Origin of the sequence: Streptomyces sp. SCSIO 30461, from assembly GCF_037023745.1 — a bacterium.
In the GTDB taxonomy this organism is placed as follows: Bacteria; Actinomycetota; Actinomycetes; order Streptomycetales; family Streptomycetaceae; genus Streptomyces.
The window spans coordinates 3868917-3883648 of record NZ_CP146101.1; the positions used below are offsets into that span (position 1 = coordinate 3868917).

Genomic DNA, 14732 nt, shown 5'->3' on the forward strand with positions numbered 1-14732 from the left:
CGTCAGCCGGGAGAGCATCGCCGTCCCGGAGTTTAGGGGGCACCCACCCCGGTCGTATCTCACTCGTGTGGAACGTGGAAACCCCGCTGGGGTCCGGACGCGACAGCGTCCGGTCAGCCGACCGTAAGGAAGGCCCAACTCCCCAGCGGGCACAGGATGACCCAAGAAGCCAACGCCGGTCGCCGAAAGGCAGCGGGAAACCGGGGCAGATGACCAGCGCCTCCGCTGGTCGCCTCGCATAACCGGCCGGATACGGGCTCAGCCCGGACCCGCAAGGGTGCTGACGTGGGTCAGGTGGGCCTGTGAGGACCGGATGACCATCAACGCTGAAACCGAAGGGCAAGTTGGACACCGTGGCGACAACATCTCCCGTGGCGGACACCGTCCAGGACGACAGTGCCGTCACGGCGAACGGACCTGAGGACGACATCACCGACTGGCAGTCGATCGACTGGCAGGGCGCGGAGAACGAAGTACGGCGGCTGAGGCAGCGGATCTTCACGGCATCGCAGGCAGGGGACCTCAAGAAGGTCCGCAATCTCCAGAAACTAATGCTCCGCTCCCGCTCCAACACGCTGGTGAGCGTGCGGCGGGTGACGGAGATCAACGCTGGCCGCAAGACGGCAGGGATCGACGGCCGGGTTGTCCTGCTGCCCCAGGGGAAGGCCGAACTGGCCGACTGGATGCAGCACCGGGCAGCGCCGTGGAGACCCTTGCCCGTCAGGCGGGTCTATATCCCCAAGGCCAATGGCCGTCAGCGCGGCCTCGGAATTCCCGTGATCATCGACCGGTGTCTTCAAGCCGTGACGCTGAACGCGCTGGAACCCGAGTGGGAGGCACGGTTCGAGCCGAGATCCTATGGATTTCGTCCCGGCCGTGGCTGCCACGACGCGATCGGAGCGATCTTCCTGGCCGCCAAGGGCAAGAGCCCGAAGCGCCAGTGGGTCCTTGACGCAGACCTGGCAGCGGCGTTCGACCGCATCGATCACGACCGCCTCATGGCCTCGATCGGACAGTTCCCCGCCCGGGGGCTGGTCGAGCAGTGGCTCAAGGCGGGAGTACTCGACCGCGGCGTTCTCGCCCCGACCGAGGAGGGGGTTCCGCAAGGCGGGATCATCTCCCCGGCGCTGATGAACGTGGCCTTGCACGGGATGGAAGAGGCTGCCGGAGTCCACTACCGGCTCACCGGCCCACGGGCTGGTGAACTGGCAGTCGGCTCGCCGACTCTGGTCAGGTACGCCGACGACCTGGTGGTGCTCTGTCACAGTCGTGACGAGGCGCAACAGGTCAAGGAGCGGCTCGCCCGGTGGCTCAGGCCCCGGGGTCTGGCCTTCAACGAGGACAAGACGCGCATCGCGCACCTCGACGAGGGCTGCGACTTCCTGGGCTTCACCGTCCGCCGCTACCACGGCATGCTGCTGATCAAGCCGAGCAAGGCATCCGTGCGACGGATCCGGGCACGGCTCGCCGCCGAGGTGCTGGCCCTTCGGGGGCAGAACGCGGCGGCGATGATCGCCAAGCTCAACCCGATCATCCGGGGCTGGGCTGCCTACTTTCGGGGAGTGGTCTCCAGTGAGGTGTTCGCCTCGCTGGACAACCATGTGTGGAGGCTGGTCTACAAGTGGGCCCGCCACACACACCCGAACAAGCCGAACGGCTGGGTGACCTCCCGGTATTTCGGCCGGTTCAACGAGTCCCGGCAGGACCGGTGGGTGTTCGGTGACCGCGAGAGCGGCCGCTACCTCACCAAATTCGCCTGGACCAGGATCGTCAGACATCAACTCGTCGTCAAAGGGGCGTCCGTGGACGACCCGGCGCTGACCGAGTACTGGGCCTCGCGGCGACGCAGGAACAAGCCCCCGCTCAGCACGCGCCTGCTGAGTCTGCTCCAAGGACAGCACGGCCGGTGCCCGCTCTGCGGAACGCTTCTCCTGCACGCCGACCAGCAGCCGCAGAGCCCCCAGGAATGGGAGCAGTGGCTGCGGGCGATCCGGACGGCGGTACGCGCAAACGCGCTCACCGCCGAAGCGGACGGAAGCCAGTCCGACGATCCCGTCGCCTTCCGACTCACCCACGTTCACTGCCACCGCTGGCGCGGCGGCAGTGAACCACGCTGACCAGCCATTCTGGCTGCCCGTGGGCCTTCAGGGCCTGCTTGAGCCGGATGCGGTTAACGCCGCCCGTCCGGTTCTGAGGGGGGTGCGGCGCAGCAATGCGCCGCACCTACCCGACAACACGAATCGGCCTATTACGCGCTTCGGTACACGCTGCAGCACGGACTCGTGCTGCGCTCACAGGATCCCGCGGGCCTGGAACAGGAACTGTGGGCCCAGCTGACCATCTACCAGATCCTGCGGACGGCCATGGCGACGCCGTGGAGTCCCGCCCCGGGACCGACCCGGACCGCGCCAGCTTCACCATCGCCTTGGAGACAGCCCGCGACCAGCTCGTCCTCGCCAGAGCCGACGACCAACTCACCGGACAGAGCCTGCTGGTCGGCCGGATCGGAACGGCCCTGCTCATGGGGCTGCTTCCACCACGGCGCCTTCGTACCAGCGCACGCGCCGTGAAGGCGGGACGCAACCGATATCCCACCAGACCTGCCGAACTCAGACCACGACAGAGCAGGAAGATCACCGCACTGACCGTGGCTCTCCGCTCCGCACCCGCATGTCCACCCGAACCGCCGGAGAGGCAACCTGAGGACCTACGCAAGGCAGTCGCGGGCATCCGCCCCATGGGAGCCGGCAACAGGAACAGAGTCTTCCATCTCATGGCTGCCGATCCCGAACGCGCCTGGCGCCCACGAGAAGTCACCCTCGCGCTGGGTATCCACAGCACGAGGAGCTTCGCAACCCAGATGAGCCAGTGGGCCGCCGAGGGCCTGCTCAAGAAGATCGCCTACGGGACATACACACTCGCCGACGCATGGAAGACGACCCTCTTGACGGACGGTCCCGGCGCTTAACTCCGCGGCCTTGCGCTCACGCCGCGGTTCTTGATCCCGGTCAGGACGGTCTGCCAGTACTTGGCGCCCTCCCCGCCGTTCCCGGCCCACAGGCCGAGGATCTCGCGGTAGCCGTCGGCGGTGACCGCAACGGCCACGTAGATCGGCCGGTTGGCGACGTGACCATCCCTGATCTTGACGTGGACGGCGTCGATGAAGACGACCGGATCGAGCGGGCGGGTGCGCCACTCCGCCATCGACTCCAGGGCCTGTCGGTGATCGTGGAGATGGTCTCCTTCGTCGTCGTCATCCCGTAGGTCTGGGCGAGGTGGGAGACGATCTCGCCGGAGGTCAGGCCCTTGGCGGTCAGCGAGATCACCAGATCGTCCAGCGCGCCGGTGCGGCGGGCGTACACGGGCAGCATCCGGGGCCGGAAGGTGCCCAGCCTGTCTCTGGGGATCTGCACCGTCACGGCACCGACCTCCGTCATGACCTTCTTGGTCCGGTAGCCGTTGCGCATGTTGCCGCCCGAGCGGGACCCTCGCCCACCGCTCCGGCCGGCCTCGGTGGCCAGGTGCTCGTCCATTTCGGCTTCCAGGGCGGCCTGCATCAGGTGCTGGGCCAGCTCGGGCAGCAGCCCGCCCTCGCCCATCAGCCGCAGCCCTTCCCCGCGGACCTTCTCGGCCGCGAGCGCGGCCAGCTCCTCCAGCAGCTCGCTGGACAGACCGTTCTGAGACACCGGCATCGACTTCACGTCGGCACCCTGAACACTGCTGTCAGCCACGGCAAGCGACACGCTGCCGGAGGTCTCGATCCGGTGATCCATCGTCGTACTCATCAGGTGACTCCTTCGTGGAGGCTCACACCTGATTCATGACACTCCCACGGTCGTGACGAGATCCGCGACTCTGCTGCGCAATTCGTGGCGGGTCACGCGGTGAGCTGGTAGGCGAGGCGTTCGAGTCGGCTGGAGCGGGTGCGCCGGAGAGGGCTGTCGGTCCAGTACGCGTCGAGTCGGATCACGTTGATCGCGGTGGCGGAGAAGGCGTGCTGGAGGCGGACTTTCGGCAGGCCACGGTAGCGGGCCTGGCGGATGTCGGTGATGTCGAGGGCCTGGTTGATGGTGCCCTCGACGCCTGCCCGCAGGGCGTATTTGTTCTTCCAGGTGTTGGTCTGCTGCTCGGCGCGGGCCCGGGCGAGGTTCTCGTGAAGTTCCTGGGGTCTGAGGGTGAGCATGCGGCGCCCGGGTTTCGAGGTGGTGCACTGCTGTTGGAAGGGGCAGTCGCGGCAGGTCAGGACGCTGAAGGTGATGACGATGGCGTCCTTGCCGTGCTGTTTGACGGGGTTCCAGTGGGAGCTGGTCTTCCCGGCGGGGCAGCGGACCTGGCGGGCCTTCCAGTCGATGGTGAAGGCGTTCTTGGCGAAGCCTTCCGCGGCCTTGGCCTGCGCGGAGTGGTCCAGAAGGACCGGGGTGACCATGCGGATACCGTCCTTCATGGCCTTGGTGATCAGGTCGGCCGACGGGTAGCCGGAATCGAGGTAGTGCTCGGCCGGCTTCACGCCGTGCCCGGCGAGCTTGCGCTGGATCGGCGCGGTCGCCTTCACACCCGGCACGGTCGCGTCGGTCGTGTGCACGTCGGTAATCAGATTCGGCTGCACCCCTGCTCCTGCTACCGCTTCGGCTTCGGCTTCGGCTTCGGCTTCGGGGAGTGTGCCGCATGTTTCGGTGAGGTGGACCTTGTAGCCCAGCCAAAACAGGTCTTCGCCTTTGGCAGCCCAGCGTGCGTCGGTGTCGTAGGGGGAGGCCAGGCGGAGTTGGCCGGGCGGGACGCCGTCGTCGGCGTCCCGCTTCCTGATCACCTGCCGTCCCCGCGTGTCGCTGCGGATGGTGTAGGTCTGCACGAGGACCTGCCGCAGCAGGCCCACGGCCTCGATCTCACGGATCCATACCGGGGTATCGGCGGCCCAGGCCGCCCGGCATAAAGCGAGGGCGTCCTGACCGAAGACCTGGGCGAGGCGGTCGCGCTTGGTCTGCGAGGACGGCATCCGCCAGCCATCCACCCGGGGCCCGTACCGCTGGGCGAACCCCGCCACATCGATCCGGCCGGCCAGCCACGACGGCGCCGCAGTCGCGAGGGCCTCCAGGGCCGCCCGCACGCTCTCCCCTGCCAGCTCAAGACGGTTCAAGTCCCGCACCGCACTGCTGAGGTTGAACTCGCGATAGCGGGCGGGTTGGTCATGGCGGTTCGATGAACAGGCCGGTCTCGGCGAGGCAGCCGTCAAGCAGGTGCGGGCGGTACTGGATCTTCTTCAGCTTGCGCTTCATGACGCGGACGAGGTGATCGAGGTTGGCGGCGGCGAAGTTCTCCAGCGACCGTTTGAGCAGCGACCACACTCCCTCGGCCGGGTTGAGGTCGGGAGCGTAGGAGGGCAGCTGGAACACCCTCAGCCACTCTTCGTTCTCCGCGATGAAGTCCGCGAGCTCGCCGGTCAGGTGGACATTCAGGTTGTCCCACACCCACACGATCGGGGTGCCGAGCTGGTGGTGCGCGAGCACGATCAGCTCGCGGTAGTCCCTCCAGGCGAAGCTCTTGCGCTCGCCCTTGCGTCCGCGCCAGACGTGCAGCCGGTAGAAGAAGTGCGGCCGGGCACCGGGCTTGAAGCACACGACGCCGGCCACCGAGGCCCGGCCCCGGTTGCTGCCGCGTACCCGCATCACCGGGGTCTGGCCGCGCGGCGCCCAGGTACGTCCCTTCGGCGGCCTCAGCCCCTGGCCCGCTTCGTCCTCGAAGCAGATGTAGGCGCCCAGGTCCGCCGCGGCACTTTTACCCGCGGCCACACCTCGTCCTTCCATACCTCGACCGCCTCGTCGTCCCGCTCGATCGCCCGGTGAGCGGGCACCTGCGCGGACCATCCGTGCCGCCGCAGCAGTTTCCACACACCCTGCACGGTGTAGCCGACGTGGAACATCCGCCCGATCAGCGTCTTGATCCGCACCAGTGTCCAGCCCTGGCCCTCGTCCCAGCCGTGCGCCAGCGGTCCCCGTGCCAGCTCCCGCTCCAGACGCTCCCACTGCCGGGGCGAGAGCCGCTCCACCGACATCGGCCCCTTGGAGCGCAGGGCGTCCAGGCCGCCCTCGCGCCAGGACCGGCGCCACTTCTCTACCTGCCGCTTGCCGACCCGTAACCCGGCCGCGATCTCAGCGGTCTTCTCACCCCGCCCGAACCGCGCGCCTGCCTCCAACCGCACCCGTTCCCGGGCCTGTTGCCCCTTCGGCGTCAGCCCGCCTCCCTGCGCGTACCTCATGAACCCGGCATACCGCAGGGATCACGAACTGTCACGACCAGCCGTCATCGCGAGTTCAACCTCAGTACAACGAAATCGTCAACGTCAACAAGCCGGATCTCACGCTGACGGTCCAGTCCACTCTCCCGCCGGACTGCGAAGGGCACGCCTTTCGGCGGCTACGGCATCTTCACCCCCGTCAGCCACTCCGGCTACGTGATCACGGGCAACGTGATCCAGGGCAACCCCGTGGGGGTGTACTTCAACGCGAGCGGCGCGACGCAGCCCGAGGTCGCGAACAACTGCACCCGCCTGAACAACGCCGGCTTCGGGGTCCAGCCCGCGGCCGGCAACGGCGTCTACTCCGACCCGGGCCTGGACAACGCGCTGATCCACCACAACGTGTTCTTCGGGCACCAGAACGGCGCGATCATCCTCGACAAGTACCAGAACACCCTGCGGGTCGACGTCAACAACAACGTCTCGCACCAGGACCGCGCGATGGTGTTCATCTTCCGCTCGAACGACAGCCTGGTGACGGACAACACGGCCGTCGGCACCACCGTCCCCGCGATCGTCATCGGCGACGACAACCACAACCTCCAGGTCCTGCGGAACGACATCCAGGGAAGCGACGGAGGGGTGCTCACGGTCACCTTCTTGCCCCAGGGGAGCGACCAAGTGCAGATCAGCGACAACACCATCAGCGATGCTGCCCAGGATGGCATCGACGTGAGCCCGAACTCACTGACGGACTCCACCATCTCGGGCAACACCGTGACCAACAGCGGGCGCGACGGCATCCTCATCGAAGACAAGGGCGGCAACCTGATCACCGGCAATGTGTCGCAGAGCAGCGTCCAGTTCGACTGCGAGGACCTCACCACGGGTAGCGGTACAGCCGGGACCGCGAACACCTGGACAGCCAACCGGGCAGCGACGAGCAACCCCGCCGGCGAAGGGCCGCAGTGACATCCGAAGTCGTCTCGAGACGGCATCCGTGCGCACTTGCACAGCCAACAGGAAGGTTTCGCCGTCCCCGTCCGTCAGTGCCTCGTCGACGGCTTGCCGCACGACCACATCGAACGCGCGGCGGGTCGACCGCGCCATCGCCGTAGTCGACTCTGCCTGTGATACCGAGTGTGGGCTGATTCGAGGCAGTGCCTCGGGGAGCGGTCCGGTCGTCCGTCACCGATCCTGCTGGCCAAATGTCGTGTCCTGGGGTCGGGGGATGGCGTTGGCACTGTGGTGGCCGGTCTTGTCGTTCCCGGTTGCCGGGGGTGGTGTGGTGTCGTTGCGGCCGGAGGAGTGGCCCGAGGTCCCCGAGGCGACGGCGCGGGTCGCACGGGCCGTGGCAGGACGCGGGGCACTGCCGTTGGCGATGCGGGTGCGGGACGAGCTGGGTGAGCTGTTCGCGGATGCGGAGTTCGCCGAGGCGTTCGGCCGCAGGGGCCGGCGTGGCTGGTCGCCGGGGCGCCTCGCGATGGTGACCGTGCTGCAGAAGGCGGAGAACCTGACCGACCGTGCCTCCGCGCACAGAGTCCGGATCGACTTGTCGTGGAAGTACTGCCTGGGTCTGGAGCTGGAGGACGTCGGTTTCGATGCGTCGGTGCTGTCGGAGTTCCGTACCCGGGTGGTCGAGCACGGCTTGGAGGAGCGTGTGCTGGATCTGCTGCTGGCCGCGTTGAAGGAGAAGGGCCTGGTCAAGGCAGGAGGCAAGCAGCGTACCGATTCCACCCATGTGCTGGCGGCGGTGCGGGAGTTGAACCGGCTGGAGCTGGCCGGGGAGACGGTGCGGGCCACGCTGGAGGCCCTGTCCGCTGCGGCCCCCGACTGGGTGGCGCAGGCCCTGGCAACCGGTGAGTGGAACCGCCGCTACGGGCGGCGGATCGATGAGTCCTGGCGTCCGCCCGGCTCCCAGACCCAGCGGGACCAGCTCGCCCTGGACTACGGCCGCGACGCGGTGGCCTTGCTGCGGGCGGTCTACCAGGCGGCCGCGCCAGCCTGGCTGCGTCAACTGCCCGCAGTCCAGGTGCTGCGGCAGATCACCGTGCAGAACTACCTGATCACCACCGACGGTACTGGGCGGGAGGTGGTCAGGCGGCGGGAGGCGGACACGGACGGTCTCCCGCCCGGCAGAGTGCGTCTGACCTCGCCGTACGATCTCGACGCCCGCTACGGAGTCAAGGACGATCTGCACTGGACCGGGTACAAGCTGCACATCAGCGAGGTCTGCCAACTGCCCCGGCCCGACGACGAGGCTCCGCGACCCGGCCGACGGGCACGCCCTCCCGTCCCGAATGTGATCACGCATGTCGCGACCACGGACGCGACCGTGCCCGACGTGAAACTGGTCGAGCCCGTCCATCAGGCCCTCGATGGCCGGGACCTGCTGCCCGCCGAGCACTACCTGGACTCCGGCTACGCGAGCGCCGAACTCGTCGTCGACTCCCTGACCACATTCGCAGTCGCGCTAGTCACACCGCTGCAGGGCGGTACCTCCCGCCAGCAGCGCGAGAAAGCCGGCTACCAGCGCGAAGCCTTCACCATCGACTGGGACGCCCGCCAGGCCACCTGCCCCCAGGGCGCCGCCAGCCGGTTCTGGAGCCCGGCCAGGCAGAAGGACCGCGACGTGATCGTGGTCCGCTTCGACCAGGCTGACTGCGGCCCCTGCCCGGTCAGAGCCGAATGCACCAACGCCACCCGCTGGGGCCGCCAGCTCACCCTGCGGCCACAGCCGCTGCAAGAACTCATCGATGCGAACCACACCGCCAGCAGGACCAGACGTGGCAGGCGAAGTACGCCCTGCGGGCAGGCGTCGAAGGGACCATCCGACAAGCCACCGCGGTCACCGGCAACCGCCGGACCCGCTATCGCGGGCTCGGGAAGACCCATCTTGAGCACGTCTATTCCGCAGTCGCCCTCAACCTGATCCGCCTCGACGCCTGGTGGAGCGGCCAACCCCTCGACCACACACGCACCAGCCACCTCGCCCGACTCGACCTCACACTCGCCGCATAACCCCACATTTGGCCAGCAGGATCGTCACCGGCCTCAAAACGCCCGTTCGACTCCTCCGGCCGGTCAGGAGGGCGCGCCGGCCAGGACCTCCACCTTGCCGGTGTCGAGCCAGTAGTAGGCGCCGACCACGGCGAGGGCGCCCCTTCCCACGAGGGGCTCCAGGTCCTGGTTGGAGCGCAGATCGGCCGCGGTCAGGGTGACCTGAGCGCGGGCCATGGTCTCGACCGGATCGGCGCCGCCCTCCCGGACTGCCTGCTCGTACGCCGGTTGGAGGGCTTTGACGATCGCCTGCAGGTTGCCGGGCAGGGGTTCGCCGTCACGAAGGGACTCGTACGCCGCCTTGACGGCGCCGCAGCGCTGATGCCCGAGGACCATGATGAGGGGGGTGCCACTCGTCATGGGCCCGTACTCGACGGACCCGGTGACCACCGGGCCGACCGCCTCCCCACCCGTGCGCATCACGAAGAGGTCACCCAGGCCGGTGTCGAAGAGGAGTTCAGGCGGCACTCGGGAGTCGATACATGCGAGGACCGCGCCGAAGGGCTGCTGCTCCTGGGCCACGAACTGACGCCGGTCCGGATCCCGGTCGGGGTGCTGGAGATCTCCGCTCACCCAGCGCTTGTTGCCTTCCAGCAGCCTCGCGAATGCCGCGGCGGGCGTGGTGATGCGCGGTTGGGGTGAAGGGCTGGCTGCCGGCGAGGCGGCCCTGGTCGATGAGCACCCCGCAAGTGCGACCGCGGCGCCCACGAGTCCGCCGGTCAGCAGCGTTCTACGATCCGGACGTCCGGCTCTGTCCATCGGTCGGTTCTCCTCGGTGCTGCTCAGACATCTACCTGCGTCTTGACCAGACCAAGTGTGCAGCGTGGTGTGGGTGCCCTGGCAGCAGGCGCAAGCGAGCGCGGGCCACATTGCCGCAGACGGCCCACAGAACCGGCTCCGGCGGCGGTGTGAAGCCCTGATTCCGAGACTCGCGCTCCCCGACTGGGGTGCCGACGGTCGGGTGCTGTCCGTTCTCGTGAACATCGGCCTCGCTCTGATCCGGGTGCCTCCCGAGACGATGAACAACCGCTGTCGAATCTCGCGAACGAAGCCGGACGTCGAGGTGCTCGCGGGCCAGTGTTGTCACTGGGGCACGGGGAGTGGTGGCGAGAACGGCCTGCGAGCCATGGGGGTGACATCCGTGTCCCCGCGCATCGGCACCCGCACGCACCGACCGGCAGCATGTCCACCGAAGGGACCAGCCGTGACCGACGACAAGGCCGAGATCATCTCCGCCACCATCGACCGCTTCTTTGAGCCTGGATCCACAGGGCCGTATTCGATGAGTGCGGCTCTGTGATTTTCGGAGCGGATTCGGGGGCGTTCCTGCTGGCGGGCAGGAGTGGTCGCCGGGTGGCCGTCCCGGTGGCGGGGTCTCCGAGGTCCTTGGTCGTGGGCGGGCAGGCGTCCGGGTGGTCAGGTTCGCAGGCGGTGGCCGACGGCCGTCCACAGGTCGCTGAAGGCCTCTCGCCAGGGCCAGTGCTGCGGCAGGTGCCAGGTCAGGGTGCGTGCTCCGGCTGCCAATCGGGCTGGAACCGCGATGAGTTGGCGGCGGATGGTGCCGGTGCGGGCCCGGGCGTGGAAGGCCGAGGCGAGCGCGCCCAGCGCCCGGGTGAGGTTGTGGGCGAGGGCTGCCAGGGTCAGCCAGGCCGCGTTCGCGGTGAACTTCCCCGAGGGCAGGTGCCCCAGGGCCGAGTCCTCAAGATCGGCGAAGACCTGCTCGACGATCGCGTGGCGGCGGTGATCGGCTTCTGCCTCGACCAGCGGCAGCACCTGGTCGGTGAACACCGCATGGAACCGCCAGACAGTGAACAACTCACCCTGACCGTCCAGGACGTGGGCGTCGTTCAGGCGCTTGACCCGGCGGACCAGCAGCCGGGCGGTGGCGTGGTAGCGCTTGGCCTTGCCGGTGAACGCGGTGTACTCGACCTCGGCGACCTCCGCGTCCGAGATCCACCGCTGCTCGTCCTTGTCCCAGATCGCCTTCGGGTACTTGATCGCCGTCCAGGCGTCCTCGGGAACGGTGGCGATCAGCTCCCGGATCTTCTTGCGCTGCGCGACGGCGAAGGAGAACCGCGCGCCTGCGCGGCGGCAGGCGGCGACGACCTTGTGGGAGAAGAACGCCGAGTCGCCGCGGACCACGATCGTGCCGGTGGCGCCCATCGCCCGCACCGCCTTGATCGCCTCGGCGATCAGCGAGGCCGCGCCCTTGGCGGAGCCGGCCGAGCCCTTGCGCAGGCGGGTGGCCACGATTACCGGCGCGGCCAGCGGAGTGGAGGCGGTGACGATCTGGAAGTGCAGGCCCCTCACCTTGGTGTAGCCGTGCTCGGCGCCCTGCTTGGCCGCCCCGTAGACCTGCTTGACCTTGGAGTCGATGTCCAGGTGCACCACCTGGTCGCCGCCGGGCAGCAGATTGCAGTGTCCGGCGAGGTTGCAGGTGAACGCCCGTGCCGCCGACTCCAGTTGACGCACGTGACCCCAGGAGAACGCCCGCAGAAACGTGCCCAGCGTCGACGGGGCGCGAACTCCGTCGAATGCCCTGGCCACCGCCCCGTGCCGCAGCACATCCGTGTCGTCGATGCTGTCCGCTCCGGCGAGCATCCCCGCCACCAGCGACATCACCTTCGCGCCGACCGCTGCCCCGGCCCCGTTCGCAACACCCTTGAGCCGCACCTTCGTGACAGCCAGGTCCGGCAGGCCGCACCGCTCGGCCAGTCGGACCGCCGGAGCCAGCCCACCGTACGCGAGGAGATTCGGGTCATCGAACGCCGCGAAGGTCGCTGCGACGGTATGGGAAGATTTCACTTACGACGTGCCTTGTCTTGCTGCGGGCTGGAAGCGTAGAGAACTCCCATCCTCGCAGGTCACAGGGCACGTCTTCTTCGTTGGGCTGGCACCGCGCAGGCACCGCTCGGTGGATCCAGGTTGAGGAGGTCGACCCCGACGACTTCGACAGCGATGACCTGGCCTGGATGCTGATGATCACGGCAATGCCTACGCTGAGGAAAGCCGCAGACGATCAGTTTCGCGATCTGCACCGCTCCCGTACTGCCGTCCGTGACGCTGGCAGCATGTCCGATAGACAAAGCAGATCCGAAGGTAGCGACGGTGCCCAGTAAGAGCGCGGTGCCAAGAATGAGCCGTCCTGCCATGCCCAGGTGCGACTTCCACAGCCAGACCATCCACCTAGCGATGCGGTGTGCGGAGTCACGACCGGTGGAGACGTAGCCGGAAAGGAACAGGGTGAGCCTGAGTTTGTTCCGCTTTGACGGACACCATCGGTGTGGTGGTCAGGCCGCGAGGCGGGCTTCGTAGCCGACCGGACTGCGGTATCCGAGGCTGCTGTGCAGCCGCTGCAAGTTGTACCAGCTTTCGATGACCCCGTTGCCCAATTGGGTGAATGCCTCTGATCTCCACCTTGGTGGGTGGTTCGGGGGCAAGGCTTCGGCGTAGTCGCGTCACGCCCGGTTTATGACGAATTATCAGCTTGGTGGTGTTCCCGGAACGTGACAGGCACGGCTTCCAGGATCATGGAAGTTCTCTACGCCCCGTGATCCAAGTGGAAGACCGTGCCTGCCGACGCATCATCGCTGATCCCGCCCGCCCTTGACCAACTGCGCGAGAATCCGCTGGTAGGACCCGGGGAGGTTCCGGGCCTGCTGGAGCGGCTGGCCGAGGTGCCCGACCCGCGTGACCCGCGCGGGGTGCGCCACCGCCTGGCCGTCGTACTCGCTCTCACCGCGTGCGCGGTGCTGGCCGGAGCGCCCTCGCTGCTGGCGGTCGGCGAATGGATCGCCGATGCTCCTGGGCATGTGCTGGAACAGGTCGGCGCCGACCCCGATCCGCTTCTGCCCAGGCGGGTTCTGCCTGCCGAGACCACGGTCCGCCGACTGCTGGCCCGCATCGACGGCGACGCGCTGGACCTGGCTGTCGGGAGCTGGCTCGCCGACCGTCGCCCGGAGGCGACCGGGCTGCGCGGCCTGGCAGTGGACGGCAAGAGCCTGCGCGGCGCGGTCAAGGCGAAGGGCCGCAAGATCCATCTGCTCGCCGCACTGGAGCATGAACCGGCCTGGTCCTGGCCCAGCTGGACGTCGGCGAGAAGACGAACGAGTTTCTGTATCCGGCATACCGGACGTCGGCGCAGCCGTGAAAATGGGGTGGTGTGGTGGCTGCCCGTCCGACGCCGATGATCTGTGGGCCTGGAGCCCGTAATGAGTCTGGTGCTGGAGCCGGCCCAGAGGGGCTGCGCATTGTTGCTTCGAGCGATTCTCGTTTTCCCTCGCCGGCCCCCGGGTGGCTGCCACCGTTCCGTGCGACCGGATGGGTGGGGAGGCGAGGGTGCAGCCAGGCAGGTGAATTCATGGCCGGTGTACTGCTTGGACTCAATCGGTCGTCGCAACGCCAGCCACGTCCTCCCACAGCCGGCGGTTCTCCCGTCGCGGCGCGGCAAGCTCCTCGTGTTCGCTGCAGGTCAGGCCATCTCGTTCGCCCGAGTCGACCCCGGCCTGCCTGACCCAGTCCCGTACCGCGGTCTCGGCCAGGTCGAAGTCCTTGGCGACCTGACCGACCGGTCACCCCGCCGGCAGAGCTCGACGATCTCGGCCTTTAACTCCGGCGTGAACGAGCGGCGAGGACGCGGCTTCTTCTTCCTCATGCTCTCCATGATGGACATCATCCTTCCGGGGCCGAAGCCCCTGATCTCCGATGTCCGTCAAAGCGGATCAAGCCCAGCCTTTCCCCGTATTCCTTCCGCCGCCGGACCATCCAACCCCGTTGTCCTATCGTCCCCCGGGGTGTCCTCCCTGTTCAGAGAGTTGTTCGTGGCGCTGTTCACGGGCATGACGGACGTCTGCAGCGGGGCGGGAGCCGACGGAACGATCTCGCCTGGGATCACTGGTGAAGTGGCGGGAGGGGAAGCGGCCGAAACCGGTGGTCTTGCCGCACCGGATGTGGTCTTCGACGGTGGCATGCCCGCGGTGGCGGACCTCCAGGAACTGGGCGGATCCGCCCTGGGCGTACGGGGGTGTCGGTGAGGAACACCTGATGGCGCAGGCCCTCGTCCTGGTCGAACAGGGGCAGCTGGGCGCCGGGGTGCGGCCGCTCGCGGCGCATGATGATGCGGGTGCTGGCCGGGTAGCCGTCCAGGTGGACCATGCCGGTCAGTTCGGCGACCTCGGGGCCCTCCCGCAGTGTCCCGTTCTGGTCCAGGGCGGGACGCCAGAGGCGGTCGGGCATGGCCCGGACAGCTCGGCGGACCGGCTCGGTGACGGCGTATCCGACCGAGAAGAAGGTACGGATTCCTTGTTTCCGCAGGTCGCGGAAGTGGGCGAGGAAGGCTTTCGCGGATCCGGCGCTGTCGGCGCGGATGAGGATGTCGGTGCCGTGCCCTGATGCGGCAGCAGTCCGGCGGCTGACGAGGTCCAACCGTTTTCCTCAGCGA

The 14732-nt window shown here is 68.0% G+C and carries 10 protein-coding genes and 3 pseudogenes; 5 read left to right on the top strand and 8 right to left on the bottom strand.

The genetic code is table 11. The annotated features are described in order from the left end of the window. The first annotated feature begins 371 nt into the window (after window positions 1-371). Together ltrA and V1460_RS17050 are read left to right on the top strand one after the other, a co-directional pair. Window positions 372-2117, top strand: a complete 1746-nt coding sequence (gene ltrA / locus V1460_RS17045) for a group II intron reverse transcriptase/maturase (protein ID WP_338674543.1) — start codon at window positions 372-374, stop codon at window positions 2115-2117. A gap of 257 nt (window positions 2118-2374) precedes the next feature. Beyond that, complete coding sequence (locus V1460_RS17050; protein ID WP_338673861.1) at window positions 2375-2968, top strand: hypothetical protein; 594 nt, start codon at window positions 2375-2377, stop codon at window positions 2966-2968. On the opposite strand, the gene V1460_RS36375 is transcribed toward V1460_RS17050, so the two are convergent. From V1460_RS36375 to V1460_RS17070, 5 genes and pseudogenes are all read right to left on the bottom strand, one after another. After that, entirely contained in the window at window positions 2965-3204 is a 240-nt protein-coding gene (locus V1460_RS36375; protein ID WP_407077470.1) for a transposase, read from the bottom strand. The genes V1460_RS17050 and V1460_RS36375 overlap by 4 nt on opposite strands. Before the next feature lie 23 nt (window positions 3205-3227). After that, a pseudogene (locus V1460_RS17055) lies at window positions 3228-3785 on the bottom strand (transposase); the annotation flags it as partial. A 92-nt stretch (window positions 3786-3877) separates the two neighbouring features. Beyond that, window positions 3878-5134, bottom strand: coding sequence for a transposase (locus V1460_RS17060; RefSeq protein WP_338674545.1), 1257 nt, complete (start codon window positions 5132-5134; stop codon window positions 3878-3880). A gap of 49 nt (window positions 5135-5183) precedes the next feature. Further along, the gene (locus V1460_RS17065) at window positions 5184-5801 is read right to left on the bottom strand and encodes a transposase (RefSeq protein ID WP_338671433.1); all 618 of its coding nucleotides are present in this window, start codon (window positions 5799-5801) and stop codon (window positions 5184-5186) included. Then, window positions 5711-6253 (bottom strand): winged helix-turn-helix domain-containing protein, encoded by a 543-nt coding sequence (locus tag V1460_RS17070; RefSeq protein WP_338671432.1) that lies wholly within the window; start codon window positions 6251-6253, stop codon window positions 5711-5713. Before V1460_RS17070 ends, V1460_RS17065 begins: the two co-directional genes overlap by 91 nt. A gap of 195 nt (window positions 6254-6448) precedes the next feature. Between V1460_RS17070 and V1460_RS17075 the strand changes: the two genes are divergently transcribed. After that, the gene (locus V1460_RS17075) at window positions 6449-7204 is read left to right on the top strand and encodes a right-handed parallel beta-helix repeat-containing protein (protein ID WP_407077471.1); all 756 of its coding nucleotides are present in this window, start codon (window positions 6449-6451) and stop codon (window positions 7202-7204) included. Window positions 7205-7715: 511 nt separating this feature from the next. After that, a pseudogene (locus tag V1460_RS17080) lies at window positions 7716-9253 on the top strand (transposase). Between the two features lie 63 nt (window positions 9254-9316). Here the strand turns inward: V1460_RS17080 and V1460_RS17085 are convergent. Both V1460_RS17085 and V1460_RS17090 read right to left on the bottom strand, forming a co-directional pair. Next, window positions 9317-10051, bottom strand: coding sequence for a carbonic anhydrase (locus V1460_RS17085; RefSeq protein ID WP_338674547.1), 735 nt, complete (start codon window positions 10049-10051; stop codon window positions 9317-9319). Window positions 10052-10708: 657 nt separating this feature from the next. Continuing rightward, window positions 10709-12097: an IS1380 family transposase gene (locus tag V1460_RS17090; RefSeq protein WP_338673281.1), complete on the bottom strand. Its 1389-nt coding sequence runs from the start codon at window positions 12095-12097 to the stop codon at window positions 10709-10711. A gap of 764 nt (window positions 12098-12861) precedes the next feature. Here V1460_RS17090 and V1460_RS17095 point away from each other — a divergent pair. Beyond that, entirely contained in the window at window positions 12862-13482 is a 621-nt protein-coding gene (locus tag V1460_RS17095; protein ID WP_338674548.1) for a transposase family protein, read from the top strand. A gap of 708 nt (window positions 13483-14190) precedes the next feature. Here V1460_RS17095 and V1460_RS17100 read toward each other — a convergent pair. Further along, window positions 14191-14716, bottom strand: a pseudogene (locus V1460_RS17100) (IS1380 family transposase); the annotation flags it as partial. Window positions 14717-14732 lie beyond the last annotated feature (16 nt).

Excerpts from the sequence above, each read along its gene's own strand:
- V1460_RS17070 (WP_338671432.1), bottom strand. The coding sequence starts at position 6,253 with ATGAGGTACGCGCAGGGAGGCGGGCTGACGCCGAAGGGGCAACAGGCC.
- V1460_RS36375 (WP_407077470.1), bottom strand. The coding sequence starts at position 3,204 with ATGGCGGAGTGGCGCACCCGCCCGCTCGATCCGGTCGTCTTCATCGAC.
- V1460_RS17085 (WP_338674547.1), bottom strand. The coding sequence starts at position 10,051 with ATGGACAGAGCCGGACGTCCGGATCGTAGAACGCTGCTGACCGGCGGA.
- V1460_RS17065 (WP_338671433.1), bottom strand. The coding sequence starts at position 5,801 with ATGGAAGGACGAGGTGTGGCCGCGGGTAAAAGTGCCGCGGCGGACCTG.